The organism is Dactylosporangium sp. CA-139066, from assembly GCF_050936175.1.
GTDB lineage: Bacteria > Actinomycetota > Actinomycetes > Mycobacteriales > Micromonosporaceae > Dactylosporangium.
The window spans coordinates 464,760-489,880 of the sequence record NZ_JBNJNH010000002.1 but is presented as its reverse complement, the minus strand read 5'-3'; the positions used below and the strand labels follow the sequence as shown (position 1 = coordinate 489,880).

Annotated in this window: 19 protein-coding genes and 1 pseudogene; 12 read left to right on the top strand and 8 right to left on the bottom strand. The window is 72.8% G+C overall.

Features of this window, described 5'->3' with window-relative positions; translation table 11 throughout:
• The first annotated feature begins 117 nt into the window (after positions 1–117).
• Positions 118–1,626: a molybdopterin-dependent oxidoreductase gene (locus tag ACQEVU_RS46860; RefSeq protein ID WP_433336284.1), complete on the top strand. Its 1,509-nt coding sequence runs from the start codon at positions 118–120 to the stop codon at positions 1,624–1,626.
• Between the two features lie 165 nt (positions 1,627–1,791).
• Here the strand turns inward: ACQEVU_RS46860 and ACQEVU_RS46855 are convergent.
• Positions 1,792–2,130, bottom strand: a pseudogene (locus tag ACQEVU_RS46855) (WhiB family transcriptional regulator); the annotation flags it as partial.
• Positions 2,131–2,310: 180 nt separating this feature from the next.
• On the opposite strand from ACQEVU_RS46855, the gene ACQEVU_RS46850 reads away from it, so the two are divergent.
• A complete protein-coding gene (locus ACQEVU_RS46850; RefSeq protein WP_433336282.1) occupies positions 2,311–3,066 on the top strand; it encodes a LuxR C-terminal-related transcriptional regulator in 756 nt (251 codons plus the stop codon).
• Between the two features lie 85 nt (positions 3,067–3,151).
• Here ACQEVU_RS46850 and ACQEVU_RS46845 read toward each other — a convergent pair whose 3' ends face one another.
• On the bottom strand, positions 3,152–3,544 hold the full coding sequence (locus tag ACQEVU_RS46845; RefSeq protein WP_433336280.1) for a DUF5319 domain-containing protein: 393 nt from the start codon (positions 3,542–3,544) through the stop codon (positions 3,152–3,154).
• Between the two features lie 122 nt (positions 3,545–3,666).
• On the opposite strand from ACQEVU_RS46845, the gene guaB reads away from it, so the two are divergent.
• Together guaB and ACQEVU_RS46835 are read left to right on the top strand one after the other, a co-directional pair.
• On the top strand, positions 3,667–5,166 hold the full coding sequence (gene guaB, locus ACQEVU_RS46840) for an IMP dehydrogenase (protein WP_433336278.1): 1,500 nt from the start codon (positions 3,667–3,669) through the stop codon (positions 5,164–5,166).
• A 34-nt stretch (positions 5,167–5,200) separates the two neighbouring features.
• Complete coding sequence (locus tag ACQEVU_RS46835) at positions 5,201–6,319, top strand: GuaB3 family IMP dehydrogenase-related protein (protein WP_433336276.1); 1,119 nt, start codon at positions 5,201–5,203, stop codon at positions 6,317–6,319.
• A gap of 737 nt (positions 6,320–7,056) precedes the next feature.
• On the opposite strand, the gene ACQEVU_RS46830 is transcribed toward ACQEVU_RS46835, so the two are convergent.
• Together ACQEVU_RS46830 and ACQEVU_RS46825 are read right to left on the bottom strand one after the other, a co-directional pair.
• Positions 7,057–7,476, bottom strand: a complete 420-nt coding sequence (locus ACQEVU_RS46830) for a roadblock/LC7 domain-containing protein (RefSeq protein WP_425556692.1) — start codon at positions 7,474–7,476, stop codon at positions 7,057–7,059.
• Positions 7,473–10,307 carry a sensor histidine kinase gene (locus tag ACQEVU_RS46825; RefSeq protein WP_433336274.1) on the bottom strand — a complete coding sequence of 945 codons (2,835 nt, stop codon included), beginning with the start codon at positions 10,305–10,307 and terminating at the stop codon, positions 7,473–7,475. Before ACQEVU_RS46825 ends, ACQEVU_RS46830 begins: the two co-directional genes overlap by 4 nt.
• Before the next feature lie 319 nt (positions 10,308–10,626).
• On the opposite strand from ACQEVU_RS46825, the gene ACQEVU_RS46820 reads away from it, so the two are divergent.
• The gene (locus ACQEVU_RS46820) at positions 10,627–11,883 is read left to right on the top strand and encodes an ABC transporter substrate-binding protein (RefSeq protein ID WP_433336272.1); all 1,257 of its coding nucleotides are present in this window, start codon (positions 10,627–10,629) and stop codon (positions 11,881–11,883) included.
• Positions 11,884–11,890: 7 nt separating this feature from the next.
• Here ACQEVU_RS46820 and ACQEVU_RS46815 read toward each other — a convergent pair whose 3' ends face one another.
• The gene (locus ACQEVU_RS46815; protein ID WP_433336270.1) at positions 11,891–13,159 is read right to left on the bottom strand and encodes a hypothetical protein; all 1,269 of its coding nucleotides are present in this window, start codon (positions 13,157–13,159) and stop codon (positions 11,891–11,893) included.
• Positions 13,160–13,218: 59 nt separating this feature from the next.
• Here ACQEVU_RS46815 and ACQEVU_RS46810 point away from each other — a divergent pair, with 59 nt between their 5' ends.
• From ACQEVU_RS46810 to ACQEVU_RS46790, 5 genes are all read left to right on the top strand, one after another.
• Positions 13,219–14,877, top strand: a complete 1,659-nt coding sequence (locus ACQEVU_RS46810; protein ID WP_433336268.1) for an FAD-dependent oxidoreductase — start codon at positions 13,219–13,221, stop codon at positions 14,875–14,877.
• A complete protein-coding gene (gene guaA / locus ACQEVU_RS46805) occupies positions 14,874–16,427 on the top strand; it encodes a glutamine-hydrolyzing GMP synthase (protein ID WP_433336266.1) in 1,554 nt (517 codons plus the stop codon). Before ACQEVU_RS46810 ends, guaA begins: the two co-directional genes overlap by 4 nt.
• Positions 16,428–16,488: 61 nt before the next feature.
• Positions 16,489–17,424: an NUDIX domain-containing protein gene (locus ACQEVU_RS46800; RefSeq protein WP_433336264.1), complete on the top strand. Its 936-nt coding sequence runs from the start codon at positions 16,489–16,491 to the stop codon at positions 17,422–17,424.
• A gap of 4 nt (positions 17,425–17,428) precedes the next feature.
• The gene (locus tag ACQEVU_RS46795) at positions 17,429–18,160 is read left to right on the top strand and encodes an NUDIX hydrolase (protein ID WP_433336262.1); all 732 of its coding nucleotides are present in this window, start codon (positions 17,429–17,431) and stop codon (positions 18,158–18,160) included.
• A 290-nt stretch (positions 18,161–18,450) separates the two neighbouring features.
• Positions 18,451–19,425, top strand: a complete 975-nt coding sequence (locus ACQEVU_RS46790; RefSeq protein WP_433339694.1) for a CDP-alcohol phosphatidyltransferase family protein — start codon at positions 18,451–18,453, stop codon at positions 19,423–19,425.
• Positions 19,426–19,684: 259 nt separating this feature from the next.
• Here the strand turns inward: ACQEVU_RS46790 and ACQEVU_RS46785 are convergent, their stop codons facing one another.
• The 3 genes from ACQEVU_RS46785 to ACQEVU_RS46775 form a co-directional block, all read right to left on the bottom strand.
• Positions 19,685–20,908 carry a phosphatidylserine decarboxylase gene (locus ACQEVU_RS46785; protein ID WP_433336260.1) on the bottom strand — a complete coding sequence of 408 codons (1,224 nt, stop codon included), beginning with the start codon at positions 20,906–20,908 and terminating at the stop codon, positions 19,685–19,687.
• An 82-nt stretch (positions 20,909–20,990) separates the two neighbouring features.
• Complete coding sequence (locus ACQEVU_RS46780; RefSeq protein ID WP_433336258.1) at positions 20,991–21,239, bottom strand: hypothetical protein; 249 nt, start codon at positions 21,237–21,239, stop codon at positions 20,991–20,993.
• Positions 21,236–22,996: a PspC domain-containing protein gene (locus tag ACQEVU_RS46775; protein ID WP_433336256.1), complete on the bottom strand. Its 1,761-nt coding sequence runs from the start codon at positions 22,994–22,996 to the stop codon at positions 21,236–21,238. Before ACQEVU_RS46775 ends, ACQEVU_RS46780 begins: the two co-directional genes overlap by 4 nt.
• A 159-nt stretch (positions 22,997–23,155) precedes the next feature.
• Between ACQEVU_RS46775 and ACQEVU_RS46770 the strand changes: the two genes are divergently transcribed.
• Together ACQEVU_RS46770 and ACQEVU_RS46765 are read left to right on the top strand one after the other, a co-directional pair.
• A complete protein-coding gene (locus ACQEVU_RS46770) occupies positions 23,156–24,442 on the top strand; it encodes a PspC domain-containing protein (RefSeq protein WP_433336254.1) in 1,287 nt (428 codons plus the stop codon).
• Entirely contained in the window at positions 24,439–25,095 is a 657-nt protein-coding gene (locus ACQEVU_RS46765; RefSeq protein WP_433336252.1) for a response regulator, read from the top strand. The genes ACQEVU_RS46770 and ACQEVU_RS46765 overlap by 4 nt, the downstream gene beginning before the upstream one ends.
• Positions 25,096–25,121: the final 26 nt, after the last annotated feature.

The following is a 25,121-nucleotide window of genomic DNA, read 5'->3' as shown; positions in this document are numbered from 1 at the left end:
GCAGCAACGCGCGACACAGCGAGCCCCGGGCGTTTTCGCTCGGGGCTCGCTTGTAGAAACATTAGGGACCCATTACCGGGCTTGGTGGCGCAGGGATGATCGCCGCATGCTAGGGGCGTGCAGACTCGCAGGTTCGCCGCGCTGGCCGGGCTCGCCGCCGCCGGTGTCGCGCTCGGGGTCGCCGAAATCGTGGCGATCCTCACCGGGGCCACCACCTCGCCGCTGGTCAGCGTCGGTGGCGTCGTCATCGACAGCGTGCCGGCCGGGGTCAAGGACTTCGCCGTCCGGGTGTTCTACACGTACGACAAGCTGGCCCTCAGCATCGGCACGATCGTCCTGCTCGCAGTCTTCGCCGCCGTCATCGGCATCCTCGCCGCGAGACGCGCATATATCGGGTACATCGGGTTCGCACTCTTCGGGCTGATCGGCATCCTCGCCGCGATGACCCGGCACAACGCGCCCTGGTACGCGTTCGTGCCCACGCTCGTCGGCACCGTCGCCGGCGCGGCGGTGCTGCGGTGGCTGCTGCAGCACGAAGCCGGGGAGAGCGCCACCGAGGAGCAGCGGCGCTGGTTCCTGCGGACCGCCGGCTACACGCTGCTCGGCGCCGTCCTCGCCGGGTTCGCCAGCCGCTGGTGGTCCACCCGGCGCGGCGTCGAAGCCGACCGCGCCACGGTGACGCTGCCCACCGTGCCGCCGAACACGGTCGCCCCGCTGCCGCCCGAGGCCGACGCCGCCCTGCCCGACCTGGCCCCGTTCGTCACCCCGAACAAGGACTTCTACCTGATCGACACCGCCCTGGTGGTACCGCAGCTGACCAGCGGGGACTGGAAGCTGCGCATCCACGGGCAGGTCGAGAAGGAGATCACCGTCACCTGGGACGAGCTGCTCAAGCGCCCCATGATCGAGCGGTACATCACCCTCGCCTGCGTCTCGAACGAGGTGGGCGGCGGCCTCGTCGGCAACGCCAAGTGGCAGGGGGTCCGCGTCGCCGACCTGCTGGCCGAGGCGCGGCCCAAGGCGGGCGCCGACCAGGTCGTGAGCCGCTCGATCGACGGGTTCACCGCGGGCACCCCGACGGCGGTGCTGCAGGACGGCCGCGACGCGATGCTGGCCATTGCCATGAACGGCGAGCCGCTACCGATCGAGCACGGTTTTCCGGTGCGGATGGTGGTGCCGGGATTGTACGGATACGTGTCCGCGACAAAATGGCTCGTAGAACTCGAGCTGACGTCGTTCGCCGATTTCGACGCATATTGGATCAAGCGCGGGTGGGCGGCCAAGGGGCCGATCAAGACCGAATCGAGAATCGACACCCCGCGCGACGGCGGCAGCCCACGGGCGGGCGACGTCATGATCGCCGGGGTCGCCTGGGCGCAGCATCGGGGCATTTCCAAGGTCGAGGTGCAAATCGACCAAGGACCGTGGCAGGTGGCGACGCTGCTGCCCGTACCGTCGATCGACACGTGGCGGCAGTGGACCCTCAAGTGGTCGGCCACCCCCGGCCGGCACCGGCTGACCGTGCGCGCCACCGACAACGGCGGGGACACCCAGACCGACGCCGTGGCGCCGCCCGATCCGGACGGCGCCACGGGGTGGCACTCCATTGAGGTACAGGTCAAGTAGCCCTTAGCGGGCCGCGGTACGCGACCGGGAGTTCCCGGCCGTGATCTGCGGCCGGCGCTGCGACGGCACGCCCGGGGCCGGGTGCGTCGGCAGCGGGCGGCCGTTCACCGCGCGCAGCGGCTGCTGGGCGCCCGCGTTCACGGCCGGCGCCGGCGTCGGGCGCAGGCCCAGCTTGGCCTCGAGGCGCGTTACGTCGACCCGGGTGCGGCGCCGGTCGGCGGCGTCCTCCCAGCCCAGGGCCAGCAGCCGCAGCCGCTCGCCCTCGGTGAACCCGCCCCACACCCCGTACGGCTCCCGCGTGGCCAGCGCCTGGGCGGCGCATTCGGCGCGGACCGGGCAGGCCCGGCACACGTTCTTGGCGGCGGTCTCCCGGCGGCCGCGCGACGCGCCGCGCTCGCCGTCGGGGTGGAAGAACTGCGCGCTGTCGCGTCCCCGGCACAGGCCGAGCCGCTGCCAGTCCCACACGTCCGCGATGGGACCGGGCAGGCGAGTCACATTCGTCATTCGCTCCTCCTTCCAGGCGCGCGGCCTGGAATTCGCGCGTCGCACATTTCCGGTACAACGCGCGAGACCGCCGCGGGTAACGGCATGTCTTCGGTCAATTTCTCGTAGGCCAATCGCGGCGAAACCGCGTCTAGATCTCGCCTTTTCGTGTTTCTCTCTTTGAGAGAGAGGAGCACGACGGTGCGGACGATTTTGGTGTGTGTGCGAACACAGGTCGCGGCACAGACGGTTGCCGCAGCCGCGGCCAGACTGGGGGTGGCACACGCGGTGCGGACCGCCGTCACGATGGTCGAGGCCTTGGCGCGACTCAGTGAGCAGCCGGCCGACCTGGTGCTTGCGGATCCGTCGCTGTCCCGCCCGGACAGTGCGGAGTTCTCGCGGCGGGTCCTGGCCGTCGCGCCGGGGGCGACGGTGGTCTTCTTCGGCACGGAGGAGCCCCGCGCCGCCGCCGCCGCGATCGCGGCCGGGGCCAGGGCGGTCATCCGGGTCGACACGGCCGACCCGGTGACGACGCTCGCGAAGGCCGTACTGCTGGTCCTGAGCCAGGTCGGCCGCGGCAACGGCGAGCCGGTGCTCCAGGCGCGCGTGGGCGCGCCGAGCCAGGCCAACGGCGGCGTGCTGCAGGCCGGCCGGTTGCCCGCCGGCGCGCGCACCGCGGTCGGCGTGCCGGGGGCCAGGGTCGCCGGCGCCGGTGTACCGCAGCAGCGCGGGGACGTGCCCGCCGAGCCGCCCCGCCGCCGCGTCGAGCTCACCGAGCGCGAGCTGCAGGTGCTGCGCGGCATGGCCGACGGCAAGAGCAACGCTGAGATCGGGCGCGAGCTCTTCGTCTCCGAGGACACGGTCAAGACGCACGCTCGCCGGCTGTTCCGGAAGCTGGGTGCACGCGACCGGGCACACGCCGTAGCTGCGGCGTTTCGCGCCGGGCTCGTGAGCTAGGCGCGCTCACCACGGCGTTCGGGCAGGCCATCGAGGGCATGCCGCAGCGGTACCCGCCGCGCGCGAAACCTAAACGAGAGCCTGCTCAGCCGTCGTTGTCGTCGGTCGCGCTCGCCAGCGCGTCGTGAACACCGTCAGCGTAACCCCGCGCGTACTCCCATGTGACGTAATGGTCCGGGTCGGGGTCGAAGGCGGGCTCGTGCACGCGCGGCCGGCCGGACGTGAGCAGGTGCTTCAGGTTTCCCCGCAGCAGGTCCCAGTCGAAGTAGTGCGGCTCGTGGCAGTCCTCGCACTCGATGACCAGCCCACGAACGCCGATCGCCGTGAGCAGCGCCTGGTAGATCTCGAGGTCGGCAAGGTCCTCGAGAACGTCCTGGCGCTCGGCGGCGGTCAACGGGTCGTCGCTCCCGCTGTCGTCGAGCTCGGCCGAGGGATCGGCCGGGTCGCCGGCGAACGGGTCGATGGGCTCTTCGTGCACGCCTCAACGGTAGCCCTAATCAGCCCCGGTGTGGGCCCGGGCACGGCTCTGCCATGGCGGACGGGTGTGGCGCCCGGGCGGAAGTACGATGAGACGCACCCGCCGGACGACCGAGAGCTGGGATGCGCTTCATGGATTTCTCGCGACCTGACGTGCTGCCTTTGGGCCTGACCTTCGACGACGTGCTGCTGCTTCCGGGCGAATCGGACGTAGTGCCCAGCGCGGTGGACACCTCCAGCCGGGTCACCCGCAATATCACCCTGCGCATCCCGCTGGTCTCCAGCGCGATGGACACGGTGACGGAGGCCCGCATGGCGATCGCCATGGCGCGGCAGGGCGGCATCGGCACCCTGCACCGCAACATGTCGATCGAGGACCAGGCGCAACAGGTCGACCTGGTCAAGCGCTCGGAGGCCGGCATGGTCACCAACCCGGTGACCTGCTCGCCCGACGCCACGCTCGGCGAGGTGGACGAGCTCTGCGGGCGGTACCGCATCTCCGGCGTGCCGGTCACCGACGCCGAGGGCCAGCTCGTGGGCATCGTCACCAACCGCGACATGCGCTTCGTGTCCGACCCGTCGATCCGGGTGCGGGACATCATGACCGTGGCCCCGCTCATCACGGCGCGGGTCGGCGTCAGCAAGGACGAGGCCCTCGCCCTGCTGCGCAAGCACAAGGTCGAGAAGCTGCCGATCGTCGACGACTCCGGCCGGCTGCGGGGCCTGATCACCGTGAAGGACTTCTCCAAGAGCGAGAAGTTCCCGCACGCCACCAAGGACGAGGCCGGCCGCCTGCGCGTGGCCGCCGCGGTGGGCGTCGGCGACGACGGCTACAAGCGGGCCCGCGCGCTGATCGACGCCGGCCTGGACATCGTGATGGTGGACACCGCGCACGGGCACAACCGCATGGTTGCCGAAATGGTCCAGCGGCTGAAGAAGGAGACCGCCGTCGACGTGGTCGGCGGCAACGTGGCCACCTACGAGGGCGCCAAGGCGCTCGCCGAGGCGGGCGCCGACGCCGTCAAGGTCGGCGTCGGCCCGGGCTCGATCTGCACCACCCGCGTCATCGCCGGCGTAGGTGTGCCGCAGATCACGGCGATCATGGAGGCGTCCCGCGCCTGCCGCCCGCTCGGCGTTCCGGTCATCGCCGACGGCGGCATGCAGTATTCCGGCGACATCGCCAAGGCGATCGCCGCCGGCGCCAGCACCGTCATGCTGGGCAGCCTGCTGGCCGGGTGCGAGGAGAGCCCCGGCGACCTGATCTTCATCAACGGCAAGCAGTTCAAGACGTACCGCGGGATGGGCTCCCTCGGCGCCATGCAGTCCCGGGGCCAGGCGCGCTCCTACTCCAAGGACCGCTACTTCCAGGGCGACGTGAACTCCGACGACAAGCTGGTGCCCGAGGGCATCGAGGGCCAGGTGGCGTATCGCGGACCCCTCGCCGCGGTCGCCCAGCAGCTCATCGGCGGACTGCGCTCCGGCATGGGCTACGTCGGCGCGCCCACCGTTCCCGAGATGCACGAGCGCGCCCGGCTCATCCGGATCACCGCGGCCGGGCTCAAGGAGAGCCACCCGCACGACATCCAGATGACGGTCGAGGCCCCGAACTACCACTCGCGCTGAGCGGTGGACATTTCTCATCTATCAGGAGCTGACAATGCGTGACGTGGTCGAGATCGGGCTGAGCAAGAGCGCCCGGCGTGGCTACCACCTGGACGACATCGCGATCGTCCCGACGCGCCGCACGCGCGACGTCGACGACGTGTCGACCAACTGGCAGCTCGACGCGTACCCGTTCAAGATTCCCTGCGTGGCGCACCCCTCCGACGCCACCATGAGCCCGGCCACCGCGGTCGCGCTCGGCAAGCTCGGCGGCCTCGGCGTGCTCAACGTGGAGGGCCTCTGGACGCGGTACTCCGACCCGACCAAGATCCTGGAGGAGCTGGCCGACCTCGACGACGAGGCCCCCGCCACCCGGCGCCTGCAGGAGGTCTACGCCGAGCCGATCAAGCCCGAGCTGATCGGCGAGCGGGTCAAGGAGATCCGCGACGGCGGCGTCACGGTCGCGGTCCGCGTCTCGCCGCAGCACACGCTCGCGCTGGCCCCGGTGATCCTCGACGCCGGCGTCGACATCCTGGTCATCCAGGGCACACTCGTCTCCGCCGAGCACGTCTCGACGACGGACGAGCCGCTCAACCTCAAGGAGTTCATCGCCGACCTCGACCTGCCGGTCATCGTCGGCGGCTGCACCAACTACCAGACCGCGCTGCACCTCATGCGCACCGGCGCCGCCGGCGTCATCGTGGGCATCGGCGCCGACGAGTGGTCCACCACCGACCGCGTCCTCGGCATCCGCGTCCCGATGGCGACCGCGATCGCCGACGCCGCCGACGCGCGCCGCGACTACCTGGACGAGACCGGCGGCCGCTACGTGCACATCATCGCCGACGGCAACATCCAGACCTCCGGCGACATCGCCAAGGCACTGGGCTGCGGCGCCGACGCCGTCATGGTCGGCGAGCCCCTCTCTCGCAGCGAGTCGGCCCCGGCCGGTGGCGCGTGGTGGCACTCGGCGGCGAGCCACCCGAAGCTGCCGCGCGGCTCCTTCGGCGCGGCCGAGCCGACGCTGGGCAGCCTGGAGAAGGTGCTGTACGGCCCGTCGGAGGACCCGGACGGCGCGCTGAACCTGTTCGGCGGCCTGCGCCGGGCGATGGCCAAGTGCGGCTACCGCGACCTGAAGGAGTTCCAGAAGGTCGGCCTGATCCTCGACAAGTAGCTCTCTGTTCGAAGACCGCCACCGCACTTCTCGCCGGTGGCGGTCTTCTTTTGTATCCGAAAAATCACGACGCTGGCGCGTCATAATTTTTCGGATTTTTCGCCTGACGGCGCACAAATCGGACACACGTCGTTTCGTCCGGTCCCGCCAGCGCCGCGGCCTTCAACGTGCCTGCCGGCGTTGACGGCCTTGGTGACACGCGTTGACCGGCCTCGGCGTTGTCATTCCGCGCGAACAGTTCCGGGTCGCACGATGGTCGGCCGCCGGGGCCGTGTGACGGCGGCCGGCCGCGCGGGTCGGGTGATGGCGGCCGGTCGCGCGGGTCGGGTGATGGCGGCCGGTCGCGCGGGTCGGGTGATGGCGGCCGGTCGCGCGGGTCGCATGATGGCCCGCCGGGCCGCGTTGATGGCCGGGCAGCAACCCGGGTGAAATCACCCGCGAGCGGGCGGCGGCGCGGCGAAGTGCGCCCACAACGATTCCAGGAGCAACGGCGAAAGCACGGGGACATCGCCACGAGCCGGCGATGACGGCGCTGACCAGCGGGTTCGGCAGCGGCACGGGCGAGGCGGACGGCGGCAGTCGGATTGAGGAGCCACCCGAGTGCAGGCGGCGTCGGAGCGCCGGCCGAGTGAGGGTGTGCGTGGTGGAGGACGGCGCAGCCTAGGCGGGGCGGCGCCGTCCGTGCCGAAGTACAAGTCGGTGAAGGTGGCGGTGCCTCGGCCGACGGGACGGATGGGTCAGCGGGGCAGCGCCTGCTGCAGCTCGGCCCGCAGCGCCGGAGTCAGCATCTCGCCGGCCTGCTTGGCCAGGCGGGCCATCTCGTAGCCGACCACGCCGATGTCCGCCTCGCGGCCGGCCAGCGTGGCCAGGATCGAGCCGTCGCGGATCGACATGACCAGGAAGAAGCCCTGGCCCATCTCGACCACGGTCTGCTTGACCTCGTCGCCGTCGAAGATCCGGGCGGCGCCGCTGGTGACGCTCACCAGGCCGGACGTGACCGCGGCCAGCTGGTCGGCGCTGTCGCGGGGCAGGTGGTCGGAGACGGCCACGAGCAGGCCGTCGGAGGAGACCACCACAGCATGGGCAATGCCGGGCACCCGCTCGGTGAACGCGTTGATCAGCCAGCTCAGGTCCCGTGCTTGTTGGCTCAGGGTCACGCCGTGCTCCCTCGATGTTCGTTGATCGGCACCGTGGGCACCTCGTCCTCGTTCGCGGCCCGGTGCACACCACTGTAGAACCGGGTGAGCATGCTCCCCACGCTAGCCGGATCCGGTTCGTTGTTGGTGACCGTGATCGCCTGCGTCTGCTCCGGCGGCGCCGCGGGCACCTGGCCCGTCGGGTCGCCGGGCAGCTGGGCGAGCGGCACCCGGATCGGCAGGCCCGCGCTGCTGGTGCCGGCCGTGACCGGCTCGCGCTGCGCCGGGATCGCCGGGGTGGGAGCGGGCGCCTCGGCGCCGCCACCGCCGCCGCGGGACCACCAGCGCGTGCCCTTCGCCGGTGGGGCACCGTTACCCCGCGACGCGGCGCCCAGGACGTCCTCGGCCCGGGCCGGCCCGCGCCGGGCGGCCGGACCGGCGTTCGTCGCGCGGTTCGCCGGTGGAGTGGAAGCGGGCGCCGCGGACACGGGCGCCGCCGAGACGGGCGCCGCCGAGACAGGCGCCGCGGACACGGGCGCCGCGGACACCGGCTCAGACGCGCCATCCGAAGCGACGTCGTCCAGCGCAATGTCTTCCGAAGCGGCGTGATCCGAATCCGAAGCGACGTCATCCGAGTCCGAAGCGGCGTCATCCGCATCCGCAGCAGCGTCGCGGGAGGCGACCGGCCAGGTCGTGACCGGCGACGGGGCGCCCGGCACCGGCAGCGCGGCGACCGCGGGCACGCCCGAGACCGGGTGGGCCGCGTCGGAGCCGTTGACGGCGGTGCCGTTCGTGCCGGCGCGGGCCGGCAGCGCCGGAAGCACCGCGGTCGGACTGTCGACGGGCGCCGGGCCGGCGGCCGCCGCCGCGGCGGCCTCCTCGACCGGGATCGGCAGGCGGGCCGCGCCCGCGAGCCGGTTGGCCGCGTTGCCGTAGAGGCCGACGCCCTCCGGCGGGGTGGCCAGCAGCCGGGCCGGCAGGGTCACGTACGCGGTGACGCCGTCGTCGGTCGCCGTCAGCCGGACGGAGACGCCGTGCCGGTCGGCGAGGTGGCCGACCACGACGAGGCCCATCCGCTCGGAGGCGGCCACGTCGATGGCGATCGGGCTGGTGACGCGCTCGTTCGCCTCGATGAGGCCGGACTCGGTCATGCCGATGCCCTTGTCCTCGATGACGATCGTCGCCTCGCGGGCCTGCTGGGCCGGCCAGCCCGTCACCGTGACCACGGTGTCCGGCGGCGAGAACGTGGTCGCGTTCTCGAGCAGCTCGGCGAACAGGTGCACGACGTCGGAGACGGCGTGGCCAACGACGTAGATGTCGTTGGAGACGTCGTGGCGGATCCGGGCGTACTGCTCGATCTCCGCCATCGCCGCGAGCATCACGGCGGACAGCGACACGGGCTGCGCCCACCGGCGGGTCGCCTCGCTGCCGGCGAGGACCAGCAGGTTCTCGTCGTTGCGGCGCATGCGGGTGGCCAGGTGGTCCAGCCGGAACAGGTTGGCCAGCTGGTCCGGGTCGGTCTCGGCCGACTCCAGCTGGTCCAGCAGCTGCAGCTGGCGCTCGACGAGGGTCTGCGATCGGCGGGCCAGGTTGACGAACATCGAGTTGACGTTGCGGCGCATGACGGCCTGCTCGACGGCCAGGCTGACGGCGCTTCGGTGCACGGCGGTGAACGCGTCCGCCACCTCGCCGATCTCGTCGGAGGAGCGGACCCGCGTCGTCGTGTCGACCGTGACGGTCTCGCCGCGCGGCAGCGTCCGCAGGCGCTGGATGGCCTCGGGCAGGCGGTGCTGGGCCACGTCGAGCGCCTGGGCCCGCAGCTGGCGCAGCGAGCGGGCCATCGACCGGCCGATCAGCCAGGACAGCAGCAGGGCCAGCAGCATGACCAGCACGATCGCCGAGGTGGCCAGGATCGCGTTGGTGCGCTGGGTGGCGCTGCGGTCGCCGGCGCCCTTGATGGCGTCCTCCAGCATCTCCTTCTCGATGCTGCGCAGGTAGTCCAGCTCCTGGGTGCTGGCCCGCCACCAGTCCTCGGCCGACAGCTGCACGGCGGCGCCGCGGGAGCGGGCGATGACGTCCTGCTGCAGCCGGGCGACGGTGGAGACGGCCGACTGGCGCAGGTTGCGGTCGTAGAGCGCGATGTGGCGCGGGCTCGCCGAGGCGCGGAAGCGCTCGATGGCGGCCACCTGCCGGGCCTGGATCTCCGAGAACGTCTCGAAGTCGTCGGGCGCGAACTTGCCGGCGCTGGCCGCGGCGAAGATGCGCCCGCGCAGCTGGTCCTTGAGCTCCTTGGCCTGGGCCAGGTCCAGGAGCGAGGAGACCTCGGCGACCGACTGGGAGTCGCCGCCGATGTCCGGGCGGTCCGGCACCAGGTCGAACAGGTGCTGGATCGTCACGGAGTACTGGTCGAAGACCGCCTCCTCGCGCAGCCAGCGCGACTTCACGCCGGCCCGCACGAGGGCCAGGTCCTGGAAGTCGGCGGTGACGCGGTTCTGGGTCTGGCTGAAGAGGGGGTTGCGCAGCAGCGGGCGGGCCTGGATGGAGAAGGCCTGCAGGGCGGCGTCGGTCGCGGCGTAGGCGGGGGCGAGCTCCTCGGCCGCGGAATTCGGGCCGGACGGCGGGCCGGCCGTGGTCGACTTGGCGAGAACTCCGGCCGTTCGGTCCCTTTCCAGCTGCAACTGGTAGATCAGATCGGTCAGTTGGCGGCCGACCTTGACTCCTTGGGCGAACTGATCCAGCTTTGTCGCGTCCTGCACTGATAGGTTGATCTGCACGCCGGCGATGACCAGGAAGGCCACGGCGGGCAGCACGAGGACGGCCGCCAGCTTCGTGGGCACGCGCCAGTCGCGCACCCGAAACAGCGATGCGCTGCGCCGCTGCGGCTCCCCGGGCCGCCTGCGGCGATGGCTGTTCACCTTCATCACGACGGCAGGGGCCCTCGAGGAAGGCGGCGAAGCGAAGGTCTGCACCCCTCCACACCTTTCGCATGCGTCATCGCGCTGCCGGAGCAGCGTGCGGCCCTTATCAAACCAGGGTTGCGACCGCAGGCCAACCGAGTCATAGTGGCGCAGGTCACAATACTCGAAGCCGGACAGCGGACTTGCTAGGCATTGATCAGAGAGGAAGGATACGGCCGTCCGACCTCCCGCGCGTCGCAAGGAGTCTTTCGCCGTGCTCACCCGGGGCCTCCGGCCCGCAGCGACCGCTCTGGTGCTGGCATCGGCGTTACTCATGTCGGCCTGCACCGGCGGGGGTGCCCCCGCGGCGCCGACGCCCTCGACCGTCGCCATCGGCCTGCTCGTGCCGACCAGCGGCGCCAACGCCCAGATCGGCCAGCAGGCGACGCTGGGCGCGAGGCTCGCGATCGAGCTGGTCAACCGCGACGTGCCGGCCCAGCCGCTGCCGCTGCCGCTCGGCCCCGGCGCCGGGCTGCGCAACGGCACCAAGCTGACGCTGATCACCGGCAACACCGAGAGCGCGCCGGAGAAGGTCGAAAAGGAGGCCAACCGGCTGGTCCACGACGGCGCCGCCGGCGTGGTCGTGGCCGACTCGATCGACGTGGCCATGACGACGGGCCGGGTCACCGATTTCCTGGGCGTCGCGCTGGTCGACGCGATGAGCACCTCGGACACGTTCGGCGAGCTCAACCGGGTCGGGCACTTCCGCATCCAGCCCAGCGACCGCAAGATGGTCACCGCTGCGCTGGACATGCTGTACCGCCAGCGCGACTCCAACCGGTTCCGGCGCATCGTCACCGCGGCCGGCGCGCCGACCGGAGCGCTGGGCGACGAGGCGGCGAGCCTCAAGAACTCGATCGAGGACCTCAGCCGGGCCTCCGGCTACGAGGTGGCCGGCAAGGACCACATCGTGCCGCTGTCGGGCCCCGACGCCGGGCAGCCCGGCGGCCTGGTCACCAAGGACGACGCGGTGCTCGCGATCGTGACCAGCCCGGCCGAGGCGAGCGTGGCCAACGACCTCGCGGTCCGGCTCAAGGGCACCGCCCCGGTGATCGCCATCGGGCCGGCCGTCTCCGCCCTGGACGGGGTGAAGAGCCCGACCGCCCTGCGCGCGTCCGGCTGGTCCAACGAGTTCGCCGCCCGCAACCCGATCGCCCAGGTCATCGGGGCGATGTACGAGCAGGCGTTCCACACCAAGCTGACCGAGGTCGCCGCCGACGCCTTCATGGCCACGCTGGTCATGGCGATGGCGATGGACCAGTCGGTCGACTACACCAAGCAGTCGGTCCGCAACGCGGTGCAGGCCCTGACGCTGCCGGTCACGCAGACGATCATGCCGTGGAACGGCGTGCGCTTCGACGGCAACGGCGTCAACCAGCTCGCGGCCGGCGTCGTCGAGCAGCGCACGCAGAACGGCTACCTCGTCGTGCATCCGGCCGAGCTGGCGACCAACCCGAGCCTGAGCCTCTGACGGCTGCCTAGCCCAGGTGGGCGCGCAGCGCCAGCGGGTCGCTGCGGACCAGCTCGTTGAGGTCGATCACGCCGTGCGGTCCCGCCAGGCGCCGGGGCAGCAGCGGGTGCTCGCGCCGCCAGCCCTGCCGCAGCATCGCGTACTCCACCACGACGGCCAGCAGCGCCGCCCCCATCCACGGCGGCGCGGAGGCGTCCTCGTCCCCCTCGCCGGCCGGCAGCCCCTTGCGGGCCCGCTCCACGTCGACCGGCCGGCGCAGCAGCGTGCCGGCCAGCTCGTCGCGGCCCTCGGGCGGGCGGCCCAGCACGGTGTTGACGGCCTCGACGTACTGCCGGGCGCGCCGCTCGACGTCGGGCAGGTAGGCCTCGACCGGCAGCTCGGCGAGGCGGACCCAGGGCTCGTCGGGGGCCTGGACCGCGGCCGGCAGCACCGCGGCGGCCAGCGTCTTCGCGGCGGCCGGCCCGAGCTCGTCCAGCGCGACGGCGTCCGGGTCGATCGTGACGAGCGGCCCGCCGGCGCCGTTGCGCAGCTCCTCGGCCAGCCCCGGGTGGAGCGCGGCGAGGTCGGCGCGCAGGGCGCTGACGTCGTGGGCCGGCGCGCCCCAGCGCGACAGCCGCAGCCGCCAGCCCTCGTGCAGGTCCTCGGCCCGGATCGGGCCCGCGGTGGGCAGCGAGCCGGTCGCGAACGCCGAGATCGTGCCGGAGGCGAGCGGGGCCGCGGCGAAGGCGGCGAACGCCCGCTCGGTCGCGGCCGCGCGCAGCAGGGCCCGGGCCGCGTCCTCGACCGCGGAGAGCCCGCCGCCGGCCGCGGTCACCGCCGCCGCGTCGCGGACCTGCTCGGCCTCGGCCCGCAGCGCCTCGGTGGCGGTGAGCAGCCGGGCGTGACGGGTGGCCGCCCGCTCCGAGTCCGGCGCGCGCAGCCGGGCGTTGAGCAGCCCGCGGACCAGCTCGGGGTGGCGCGACGGCGGCAGCGCGAGCTCGTGGGTGAGCACGACCCGCAGCTCGTCGGCCGACAGGCCCCACGCCAGCGGCAGCCCGATCACGAGCACCCCGTCGGCGGTGCTCACGGTGGCGGGGCCGCCGAGATGTACCGAATGCGGGGGCGGGGCGTCGGCGAACTTCAGTGCGTCGAGGACCACTGAGTGCAGCGCCGGGTGATGGTTGGCGTCGACGGCCGGCAGTGCGGGCCGGCCCCCTGGCTTGGACATTGCCGCGGCCGGGCTGCCGATCAGCCGCCGACCACGCCAGACGGCCAGCCCGCCGGGAAGTCTCGCCATGATGACAGTCTGCCGCAGACCGCTCTTCCCCGTAAGTTACCCGTGAGTCACTATGGGGCATGCGCTACGACGTTGTGGTCATCGGCTCCGGCTTCGGCGGCAGCGTGAGCGCGCTGCGCCTGGCCGAGAAGGGGTACTCGGTCGCGGTTCTCGAGGCCGGGCGGCGCTTCGCCGACGACGAGTTCCCGAAGACCTCCTGGGATGCCCGGCGCTTCCTGTGGGCGCCGTCCCTGGGCTGCTACGGCATTCAGCGGATCACCATGCTGCGCAACGTGCTCGTGCTGGCCGGAGCCGGCGTCGGGGGCGGTTCCCTGGTGTACGCCAACACGCTGTACCGCCCGCTCCAGCCCTTCTACGACGACCCCCAGTGGAAGGACATCGCCGACTGGCGGGCCGAGCTCGAGCCGTTCTACGACCAGGCCGAGCGGATGCTGGGCGCGACCACCTACGCCCGCACCACGAGCGCCGACCGGGCCATGCGCACGGTCGCGGAGCGGATGGGCGTCGGCGAGACGTTCCACGCCACGCCGGTCGGGGTCTACTTCGGCCGGTCCGGCGTCGACCCGTACTTCGGCGGCGCCGGCCCGCAGCGCCAGACCTGCGAGCACTGCGGCTCGTGCATGACCGGCTGCCGCGTCGGCGCGAAGAACACGCTCGTGAAGAACTACCTCTACCTGGCGGAGCGGCTGGGCGCCGAGGTCTTCGCGCTGACCACGGTCACCGCGGTGCGCCCGGCGGCGGGCGGCGGCTACACGGTCGAGACCCGCGGCACCGACCGCCGCGGCCGCCGAAGGACCTTCGAGGCCGGCCAGGTGGTCCTCGCCGCCGGCGCCCTGGGCACCCAGCGGCTGCTGCACCGCATGCGGGCCGGCGGCGTCCTGCCCAACCTCTCGCCCCGGCTGGGCGCGCTCACCCGGACCAACTCCGAGTCGATCGTCGGGGCCCGGTCGCTGCGCAAGGGCACCGACTTCACCGACGGCGTGGCGATCACCAGCTCGTTCCACCCGGACGCCAACACCCACATCGAGCCGGTCCGCTACGGCCCCGGCTCCAACGCGATGGGCCTGCTGCAGACCGTGCTGACCGACGGCGGGCCGTGGCGGCCGCTGCGCTGGTTCGGCGCCTTCTTCCGCCACCCGATCCGGCACCTGCGGGTCCTGTCGGTGTACCGCTGGTCGCACAAGACGGTGATCGCGCTCGTCATGCAGTCGCTGGACAACTCCCTCGACGTGCAGTACCGGCGCTCCTGGACCGGCCGGCGGCGGCTGACCACGACGCAGGGGCACGGCGAGCCCAACCCGGCCTGGATTCCGGCCGGCAATGAGGCCGTGCGCCTGCTGGCCGAGGAGATCGGCGGGCTGCCCGGCGGCAGCTGGTCGGAGGTCTTCAACATCCCGCTGACCGCGCACATCCTCGGCGGCGCGGCGATCGGGGACTCGGCGGCGAGGGGGGTCGTCGACGCGTACCACCGCGTCTTCGGCCACCCGGGGCTGCACGTGGTCGACGGCGCCGCCGTCTCGGCCAACCTGGGGGTGAACCCGTCCCTGACCATCACCGCCCAGGCCGAGCGGGCGATGTCGATGTGGCCCAACCGGGGCGAGCCCGACCCGCGGCCGGACCTGGGCGCGCCCTACACGCCCGTGGCGCCGATAGCTCCGTCACGTCCGGCGGTCCCGGCCGAGGCTCCGGCCGCGCTCCGACTAGGCTTTTCGACATGACCACGCCGCCGCCGGTACTCGTCGTCGACTTCGGTGCCCAATATGCGCAGCTGATCGCGCGCCGGGTGCGCGAGGCCCACGTCTACTCGGAGATCGTGCCGAGCTCGATGCCGGTCGCGGACATGCTGGCCAAGCGCCCGGCGGCGATCGTCCTGTCGGGCGGCCCGTCGTCGGTCTACGAGGAGGGCGCGCCGCAGGTCGACCCGGCCTTGTTCGAGGCGGGCGTGCCGGTCTTCGGCATCTGCTACGGCTTCCAGGCGATGGCCGTCGCCCTGCGCGGCGAGGCCGCCCACACGGGGCAGCGCGAGTTCGGCGGCACCCCGATCACCCTGTCGGCCGCCGGCGGCGTGCTGCTGCGGGACCTGCCCGGCGAGCAGTCGGTCTGGATGAGCCACGGCGACTGCGTCACCGCGGCCCCGGCCGGCTTCACCGTCACCGCCGCCTCGCCCGGTGCGCCGGTCGCCGCGTTCGAGCACGCCGAGCGGCGCCTGGCCGGCGTGCAGTTCCACCCCGAGGTCGCGCACACCCCGCACGGGCAGGAGGTGCTGCGCCGGTTCCTGTACGACATCGCCGGCATCGAGCCCACCTGGACCTCCAACAACATCATCGAGGAGCAGGTCGAGGCGGTCCGCGCGCGCGTCGGCGCGAAGCGGGTGCTGTGCGCGCTGTCCGGCGGGGTGGACTCCGCGGTCGCCGCCGCGCTCGTCCACCGGGCCATCGGCGACCAGCTCACCTGCGTCTTCGTCGACCACGGGCTGCTGCGCGCCGGCGAGGCCGAGCAGGTCGAGAAGGACTACGTCGCCGCGACCGGCATCAACCTCAAGGTCGTCGACGCCTCCGCGCAGTTCCTCGGCGCGCTGGCCGGCGTGACCGACCCGGAGCAGAAGCGCAAGATCGTCGGCCGGGAGTTCATCCGGGTCTTCGAGCAGGCCGCGCGCGAGATCGACGCCGAGGGGCACGTGGAGTACCTCGTGCAGGGCACCCTGTACCCGGACGTCGTCGAGTCCGGCGGCGGCACCGGCACCGCCAACATCAAGTCGCACCACAACGTCGGCGGCCTCCCCGACGACCTGCAGTTCCAGCTGGTCGAGCCGCTGCGGACGCTGTTCAAGGACGAGGTACGCCAGATCGGCGCCGCCCTCGGCCTGCCCGAGGAGATCGTCATGCGCCACCCCTTCCCGGGGCCGGGCCTGTCGATCCGGATCATCGGCGCGGTCGACGAGGAGCGCCTCGCGATCCTGCGCGCCGCCGACCTCATCGCCCGCGAGGAGCTCACCGCGGCCGGGCTCGACCGCAGCGTCTGGCAGTTCCCGGTGGTGCTGCTCGCCGACGTGCGCAGCGTCGGGGTCCAGGGCGACGGCCGCACCTACGGTCACCCGATCGTGCTGCGCCCGGTCTCCAGCGACGACGCGATGACGGCCGACTGGTCGCGCCTGCCGCACGAGCTCATCGCGAAGATCTCGACCCGGATCACGAACGAGGTCCGCGAGGTCAACCGCGTGGTCGTGGACGTGACGTCCAAGCCGCCCGGCACTATTGAATGGGAGTGAATCACCCTTCAGGTGGGTCTCGCCCTTGCGACGGCTTGTAAAAGCCGGACAATTTATCGACGTGACTCCTGCGTTACAGCCGCTGCGGCGCATCGCGGCCTACTGCGTGTGCGCCGACGGCGACACCTTCCTGCTGGTCCGGGCCTCGGCGAAGTCGGGCACGCCCGGCGCCTGGTCGCTGCCCGGCGGCGCCGTCGACCACGGTGAGAACCCGGTCGACACCGTCGTGCGGGAGACCGCGGCCGAGACCGGCCTGTCCGTCGCCGTGGTGAAGCTGAGCAACGTGCTCGCCGACATGCGGGCGGTGCCGGCGCGGGGGCTCACCATCCACACCGACCGGCTGATCTACGAGGTCTCGGTGCGCGGCGGCGCGCTGCGCGACCGCGTCGGCCAGCCCACCGACCTCGCGCGCTGGGTCACCCTCGAGGAGGCCAAGACCCTGCCGCTGCGCCGGTTCACCGCCGACGCGCTCGGCCTGCCCGACGCCGAGGCCGACATCCGCCCCGACGGCGTGCCCGAGGTGCCCTCCTTCTACGCCGTGCCCGGACCGGACGGCCTGCACCGCGCGCAGCGCTTCGCGGCCTACGCCGTGTGCACCGACCGGCGCGGCCGGGTCCTGCTCACCCGCATCGCCGACAACTATCCGGGCGGCGGCTGCTGGCACCTGCCCGGCGGCGGCACGGACTTCGGCGAGCAGCCCGGCGTGGCGCTGGTGCGCGAGCTGGTCGAGGAGACCGGGCAGGAGGGCCGCATCGTCGAGCTGCTCGGCGTGGCCAGCCACCGCGACGCCGCCCAGCTCGGCCCCGAGGGCTACCCGATCGACTGGCACGGCGTGCGGGCGTTCTACCGGGTACAGGTGGCCCGCTCGAGCCGGCCGACCATCCACGACGTCGGGGGCTCGACCGCCGAGGCGCGCTGGTTCGACCCGGACGAGCTCGGCGAGCTGCCATTGACGGAGGTCACGGAGGAAGCGCTTCGCGGCGTCGGCCTACGCTGATCACATGACGCAGACACGGGTGATCACCGTCTACGGCCGGCTGCCCGGCGCGACCGACGACATCGGCGGGCCGATCCGGCACGGGGAGAACCCGGCGTCCGCGGTGGTCCGGCTGTTCCGGGACCAGGCCGGGCTGCCGGTGGTGGTTTCGTCGGTACGCGAAGTGCGTGCCCTGATCGCCCCCGACCTCCACGAGGACCGGGTCGTCTACGACGTGGTGCCCGCCGGCGCGGGGGTGGCGGCGCCGGCCCCGCCGATTTCCGAGGGCGTGCCCGAGGGCGGGTCGGAGCTGCCGAAGGGGCAGCGGTTCGCGGCGTACGGCCTCGTCACCGACCCCGCCGGGCGGGTGCTGCTGACCGAGATCGCGAGCGGCTTCCCGGGCGCCGGGCGCTGGCACCTGCCGGGTGGCGGCACGGACGTGGGCGAGCAGCCGGCCGAGGCGCTGGTGCGGGAGCTGTACGAGGAGACCGGGCAGCGGGGCGAGATCGTCGGGCTGCTCGGGGTGACTCATCGGCGCAGCCATGGACTTGTCGGCCCGGAGGGGTACCCCATGAACTGGCACGCCGTTCGGGCGCTCTATCGGGTGCTGGTGCCCGAGCCGTCCGTACCGAGCGTGACGGAGGCGGCCGGCGGATCGACGGCCGCGGCGGCCTGGTTCGACCCCGCCGAGCTGCCTGGTCTGGCCACAACTGAGGTGGTCCAGTGGGCCGCGGCACTACAAGTAACGGGGGAGTGACCGACCTCGTTAAAATGGACTAGAGGTTAACAAATAACTACACTGAGTAGTTCCGCGGTTCGCCTTTGATGGCGGTTTCCTTTCTGAGGCATCGCCAACCGCGATCCGATATGGGATCGTGTAGATCGCGAGACGGTCTCGCTAAACGGACACCGAGGGGCAAAAGCCCCCGGAAAGCGACCGTGGGAACCTCGTTCCTACATGGAGGATCAGTGCCGAGCACACCTTGGCAGCGACGACGCGCCACGGACAGTCCGCGCCCCGGAGGGGGCCGGCAATGGGCGGGAAGGCTGCGGCGCAGCGGCTCCCTCGCCCGCCAGGTGCTCTTCGCCGGACGCGCCGGCCGCCGCGGTGACGGCAACATCGCCGGCGCGACGTCGCTGCTGGTGCCCCCCGCCGAGACCGACACGCGCACCGGCCGGGTCCGGCTGCCGCGCCTGCGGATGCGCCGCCGTGACGGACTGTCACGAGACCTCTCGGCCGAGGCGATCTCCGTCGCGCCCGTCAGCCCGGCCGTCGCCGGCCAGGCCGACACGGTCCACGCCGACGAGCCGGCGCCGCTGGCCATCCCGCTGCTGCCCGGCGAGCGCACCCTGGCCCGCCGCATCCGCTTCGCCCTGGTGAACGCGTGCACGCTGAGCAGCCTGATGCTGGGCCTCTCGGCGATCTTCATCGCGGTCAACCACGGCGACGTGCGGCTCGCGGCCGGCCTGCTGATCGCCTGCGTCGTCTTCGACGGGCTCGACGGCTTCCTGGCCCGCCGCCTGGGCGTGGCCAGCCCGTTCGGCGCCCAGATGGACTCGCTCGCCGACATGTGCTCGTTCGGCCTGGCCGCGCCCGTCGTGGTGTACGCCTGGCTCAACGGCTCGGCCCCCACGGGCCTGCTCGTGCCGGCCTGCGCGCTGGTCGCGGCGGCTGCGGCGATCCGGCTGGCCCGGTTCAACGTGTCGCCCAAGGACGGCCGCTTCTTCTGCGGCGTGCCGACCACGATGTGCGCCGCGGTCTTGGCCCTGAGCACGCTGATCGCGCCGCAGATGCCGCCCGTGCTGCGGGTGGCCGGGGTGGCGCTGCTCGGCCTCGCGATGGTGTCGAGCTTCCCCTACGCCAAGCTCGCCCGGCTGGTGAAGCTGCCGCCGTGGCTGCTGGTGCTGCCGCTCGTCGGCGCGCTGGTCGACTTCCGGATCACGTTCGTCGTGGTCGTGCTGGCCTACCTGGTCAGCGGCCCGCTGCTGTGGCTGCTCCAGCGCGGCAAACAGCACGCCTGACGCTTTCGCGGAAGGGCCCCACCGCACTGCGGTGGGGCCCTTCTTGCTGACTGAGCGCGGACGCCGCGGGCCCGGGAGTCACGGACCGGCAAGCGCAACTGGCGCTCGTTCCGCGCGGGCGTGCCGGGGGTCCCACCGCGGACGCCGCAGGCCCGGGAGTCACGGACCGGCAAACGCAACTGGCGCTCGCTCCGCTCGGGCGCGCCGGGGGGTTCCCACCCCGGACCCCCCATGCGCGCTCCGCGCGCACCAACCCCGGTCAGCTCCAGGTGGCGATGACCGTCTGGCCGCCGACGACCCGGTCGCCCGGCGCCACCGCGGGGCTGGCCTTGTCGGCCGGCAGGTAGACGTCGGTGCGCGAGCCGAACCGGATCAGGCCGAAGCGCTCGCCCTTGGCCAGCAGCGAGCCGATCGGCGCCCGCTGCACGATCCGGCGGGCGATCAGGCCGGTGCGCTGCACGACCGCGACCGGGCCGTGCGCCGTCTCCAGCAGCGTGTAGGCGGCCACGTTGTGCTCGGCCTCCGGCTTCATCGCCGCCGCGTAGCCGCCGTCCTCGACGAAGTAGTCGATGACCTTGCCGGCCACCGGGGACCGGTTGACGTGCACGTCGAGCACCGACAGGAACACCGAGATGCGCAGGAACTCCATGTCGCCGAAGCGCTTGTCGGGCATCCGCTCCACGCCGAGGACCTTGCCGTCGCTCGCGGCCACCACGGCCCGCGGGTCCTCCGGCACGTCGCGCTGCGGGTCGCGGAAGAACGCGGCGACCGGGGCGGCGGCCAGCGCCGGGACGAGCCACAGCTTCGACTTCGGCCGGGCCGCCTTGGCCAGCGCCGCGAGGCCCAGCGCGATGCCGGCCGCGGCGACGCCGTTGGAGTCGATGTTCATGCCGCGGGTCAGCGGCACGCTCGAGGGCCGCAGCGCGGGCAGCATGCCGGCCGCGGCGGCGTGGTCGGCCGGGGTGTGCCGCAGCCGGTGGATGCGCACCGGCGGCACGTTGCGCAGTACCAGGTCGCTGCCGACGCCGTAGAGCGCGGCCTGGCGCTCGACCTCGTCGGCGGCGCCGCTGGGCATGCGGGTGGCCGGCACGACCACGGTCAGCACGCCGCCGGGGGCGACGAGCTTGGCGAGGCCGGCGAGCACCTCGCGGGCGTCCTCGGCGCCGCCGGTGATCGCCTCGGCGTGGATCACGATGTCCGAGGGCTCGGCCGCGTCGACCGACTCCAGGACGCGGGTGCGCTCGGAGACCCAGCGGCCCTGGCGCTCCACGTGCTCGCGCAGGGCGGCCGCGGCGCCGGGGCCGGTGCCGACCACGGCGAGCCGGTCGTCCGGCAGCAGCGCGTCGATCGCCGCGGCCAGGGCGGCCGAGCCGGCCGACGCGCCGATCACCAGGCCGGTCTTGGGCCCGCTGTGGCGGGCGAGCTCCGAGGCGAGAACCCTTGCGGCTCGGTCACCGATCTGGATCGGGCGGGGTGCGCTCATCTTCTATGGGCTCCTCGAGAAGTAGTGCTGGCCGGCGGGGACACGTTGCCCCGCCGGCCAGCATATTCCGTGGCGCGATCGCTCAGTGGACGTCCAGGTCGTCGTCCAGCGAATCCGTGCCGTTCCCCCCTGCCTTGCCGCGCACGGACGGCTTGTCCGAGCGCAGCGCCCCCAGCAGGCCGAGCCCCCCGAACAGGATCAGGCCGACGGCCACGATCCAGCCCGCGTTGAGGTGTACCGAGACGGCCTGGTTGAACAGCCAGACCACCACGATGCCCAGAAAGATCAGGCCGAACGTCAGCGAGACGCCGTCCAGACGGTGTGGCTTCATCGGGTCACCCTCACATCGCCCCATTGCAGGTCCAGGTTGAGGTGGAGGTGCCCACCGCCCTGGCCGTCGGTGCCGTAGTCCGTAAACGAGCTGGTCTGCTTGAACCCGCCGCAGTTGTTGCCGAACACCTTGCAGTCGCCGCCCTGGATGTGCACGTCGACCGTGACGTCGACCTTCGGCGGCACCACGATCTCGATGTTGCCCGCGCCGACCCGGAACTCCACGTCCACGTCCTGCTCGGAGAAGTCCACCCCGGTGAGATCGGCGCTGACGTTGCCGATGTCGGTGTTGTAGGACGGGGCGAGCTCGTTCACCGACGTCGGCATGATCGTGATGTTCTCGCTGCGGTGCGGCACGGACGTGCCCGCCGCGGTCGCGATCGCCAGCGCGATGCTCAGCAGGGCGCCGAGCAGGATCAGCACCCGCGCCCGGCCGAGCCACGCGCCGGTGATCAGGCCCAGGGCGGTGATGGCCAGCGGTACCGCGAAGAACGTGCTCACCTTGAAGTCCGCCACGGTGACCTCGAGCGCGGCCAGGACGCCCAGCGAGAGCAGGATCAGCGAGAACGTGATCCGGCCCAGCTTCGAGCGCTCCTTGGGCGGCTTCGGCGGCGGCGGTACGGGCGCCAGGCCCGGGTAGGGCGAGATCGGGACCCCGGGCGGGACGCCGAGACTCGCCGCGTACGGGCTGCCGCTGCCGGCGAACGGCCCGTGCGGCGCGAACGGCGGCCGGTAGCCGCCCGGCATCGGCGGCAGTGGCGGTACGGGCGGCATGGGCGGGAACAGGGGCGTCGTCGGCGGCGGCTCTGGCGCCGTCGCGGGCTCCTGCACCGTGGGCCCGCCGAACGCCATGGGCCCGAATGACGGCGAGCCGTAGGAGGGCGAGCCGTAGGAGGGCGAACCGGACGAAGGCGAGCCCGACGGCGCCGGCCCGAACGACGGCGGCCCGAACGCCCGCGGCGGCGGCCCGAACGGCGCGCCGGCCGGCGCGAACGGCCCGGGCGGCGGGTTGGGCACCGCCGGCGGCGTGAAGGGCCCGCCCGTGGCCGGCTGGTTGCTGCCCTGCTGCCCGCGCACGACGAGGGCGACCACGCCGACGACGACCAGCAGGCCGATCATGGCGGCGCCGAAGTTCTGCGACATGACGAGCAGGAACGCGAGGACCGCGCAGACGCCGATGATGATCGCCAGCGGCGCCGAGGTGGCCGAGCGGCCGCGGCCGAGCAGCGCCTCCAGCGGGGAGCCGGTGTCGCCCTCGGCGGGCAGCAGCAGCCAGCCGAGCAGGTAGGCGACGATGCTCACGCCGCCGGCCAGGGTCAGCACGGCGAAGATCACGCGCCACAGCGTCGGGTCGGTGTTGGTGGCCCGGCCGATCGCCGCGCAGACGCCCGCCACGTATCGGCCCTGCAGCGGCCGGACGAGCAGCGCCCGGTTGAACCCGGCCCGGAACGGCGGCGGCTGCTGCTCCCCGTAGGGCGGAGGCGGCGGCATCGCGCCCGGTGGCGGCGGGGGTGGCGGGGGCGTCTGCGCGCCCGGCTCCTCGGAAGGCGGCGGGGGCGTCTGCGCGCCCGGCTCCTCGGCCGGCCACGGCGGGGGCGTGTCGTCCGAGGCCGTGGCGTAGTCGGCCTCGTAGCTGGGGGAGTCGTCCTCGCGCTTCGGCGGCAGTTCGGCGGTGTGGTCCGGGGGGTTTTGCGGCTCCGCGGCCCGTTCCGCGGCGGCGTTGTCGGCCGGCTCGTCGGCGGCAGGCGGGTTCGTCATGCTGTCCATGCTCGCGGACCGCGCCTGCACCCGCCTCCGGCGTCGACCCTGACACCACCCTGATTCTGCGGCTCCGGGGCGCTCGGAGTGGTCCGGCCGTCGCCATTCGTGTGACGATCTGAGGTACCGAATCCGTCAACCGAGACAGAAACGAGCGCGATGAGCAGCCCAGTCCCCGTCCGACGCCTCTACCGCGAGCCCGCCGACCGGGTCGTGGCCGGCGTCGCGGCCGGCATCGCCGCCCACCTGGGCGTGTCGGTGCTGGTGGTGCGGGCGGGCTTCGTGGCGCTCGCGGCGTTCAACGGGCTCGGCGCCCTGCTCTACGCCGCGTTCTGGGCGGTCCTGCCGGCGCAGCCGCACAGCCGCCCGGGCGCGCGCAACGTCAACCAGTTCTTCGCGTTCCTCGCGCTCGGCGCCGGCGTCGTGATCCTCTGGCAGCTGCTGAAGCCCGACGACAGCCTGCAGACCGGGATCGGCTGGCTCGCCGCGATCATCGCGCTCGGCGCCGGCATCATCTGGCACCAGGCCGACCCGAAGCGCCGCCAGCGCTGGTCGTCGACCGTGCCCGGCATGCCCTGGCTGGGCGTGGCCATGGACAACAGCCGCCGGTCGTACCTCGTCCGCTTCGTCGGCGGCGGCCTGCTCGTCGTCGCCGGGATCATCGGCGTGTTCGTGGCCGGCGTCTTCCCCCTGCGCGGCGTGCCGTTCTCCTCGATCGGCTACGGCCTGGGCTTCGCCGCCGTGGCCCTCGCGGGCGTCGGCCTGGCCCTGGCCCCGCTGCTGTACCGCATGTTCACCCAGCTCAGCGCCGAGCGCGAGGCCCGGGTGCGCGAGCAGGAGCGGGCCGAGCTGGCCGCCATGATCCACGACCAGGTGCTGCACACGCTCGCGCTGATCCAGCGCAACGCCGGCGACCTCAAGGAGGTCCAGCGCCTGGCCCGCGGGCAGGAGCGGACGCTGCGCAACTGGCTGTACAAGCCGACGGCCTCGCCGATGGAGAAGTTCAGCGCCGCGCTGGAGGAGGCCTCGGCCGAGGTCGAGGACACGTTCGCGGTCGCGGTCGAGACCGTGGTCGTCGGCGACGTGGACGTCGACGAGAAGGTCGGCGCGATCGTCGCGGCCGCCCGGGAGGCGCTGGTCAACGCGGCCAAGCACGCGAAGGTGCAGACCATTTCGCTGTACGCCGAGGTCGAACCCGACTGCGTCAGCGTCTTCGTGCGCGACCGCGGCGCCGGCTTCGAACTGGCCGCCGTCGACGACGACCGCCACGGCGTGCGCGGCTCGATCATCCTGCGCATGCAGCGCCACGGCGGCAAGGCCGAGATCCGCAGTACCCCCGGCGAGGGCACCGAGGTACGCCTGAGCATGCCGATCGAGCCCGAGAGCCGTCGCCGCCGGGCTGCCAATGCTTTTGAACAGAGCGCTAGTGGAAGCGGAGAGCGATGAGCACCGAAGAGACCCAGCGGCTGCGCGTCTTCCTGGTCGACGACCACGCGATGTTCCGCGCCGGCGTCCGGGCGGAACTGGGCCTGCACGTCGACGTCGTGGGCGAGGCGAGCGCCGTGGCCGAGGCGGTGCAGAAGATCTCCGCGCTGGAGCCCGATGTGGTACTGCTCGACGTCCACATGCCCGACGGCGGCGGCCGCGCCGTGCTCGAGGCGATGCGCCGCTCCCATCCGCAGGTCCGCTTCCTGGCCCTGTCGGTCTCGGACGCCGCCGAGGACGTCATCGGCCTGATCCGCGCCGGCGCCCGCGGCTACGTCACGAAGACGATCTCCCCGGACGAGCTGGCCCAGGCCATCCGCCGGGTCGCCGACGGCGATGCGGTCTTCAGCCCGCGCCTGGCCGGGTTCGTCCTGGACGCCTTCGCCGCCCGCCCCGACGCCCCGGTGGCGGACCCGGAGCTGGACCAGCTGACGAACCGGGAGCGCGAGGTGCTGCGGCTGCTGGCCCGCGGTTACGCGTATAAGGAGATCGCCAAGGAGCTGTTCATCTCGATCAAGACGGTCGAGACCCACGTCTCCAACGTCCTGCGCAAGCTGCAGATGTCGAACCGGTACGAGCTGTCGCGCTGGGCCGCCGACCGCCGCCTGGTGTAACTGCCCGCCCGCGCGCCCGCACCCGG

Bases quoted from the DNA above. Each gene is read 5' to 3' on its own strand.
- guaB (WP_433336278.1), top strand. From the start codon at position 3,667: ATGCGCTTCATGGATTTCTCGCGACCTGACGTGCTGCCTTTGGGCCTG.
- ACQEVU_RS46775 (WP_433336256.1), bottom strand. From the start codon at position 22,996: ATGACGAACCCGCCTGCCGCCGACGAGCCGGCCGACAACGCCGCCGCG.
- guaA (WP_433336266.1), top strand. From the start codon at position 14,874: ATGACCACGCCGCCGCCGGTACTCGTCGTCGACTTCGGTGCCCAATAT.
- ACQEVU_RS46815 (WP_433336270.1), bottom strand. From the start codon at position 13,159: ATGGCGAGACTTCCCGGCGGGCTGGCCGTCTGGCGTGGTCGGCGGCTG.
- ACQEVU_RS46765 (WP_433336252.1), top strand. From the start codon at position 24,439: ATGAGCACCGAAGAGACCCAGCGGCTGCGCGTCTTCCTGGTCGACGAC.
- ACQEVU_RS46835 (WP_433336276.1), top strand. From the start codon at position 5,201: ATGCGTGACGTGGTCGAGATCGGGCTGAGCAAGAGCGCCCGGCGTGGC.
- ACQEVU_RS46780 (WP_433336258.1), bottom strand. From the start codon at position 21,239: ATGAAGCCACACCGTCTGGACGGCGTCTCGCTGACGTTCGGCCTGATC.
- ACQEVU_RS46785 (WP_433336260.1), bottom strand. From the start codon at position 20,908: ATGAGCGCACCCCGCCCGATCCAGATCGGTGACCGAGCCGCAAGGGTT.
- ACQEVU_RS46810 (WP_433336268.1), top strand. From the start codon at position 13,219: ATGCGCTACGACGTTGTGGTCATCGGCTCCGGCTTCGGCGGCAGCGTG.
- ACQEVU_RS46795 (WP_433336262.1), top strand. From the start codon at position 17,429: ATGACGCAGACACGGGTGATCACCGTCTACGGCCGGCTGCCCGGCGCG.
- ACQEVU_RS46770 (WP_433336254.1), top strand. From the start codon at position 23,156: ATGAGCAGCCCAGTCCCCGTCCGACGCCTCTACCGCGAGCCCGCCGAC.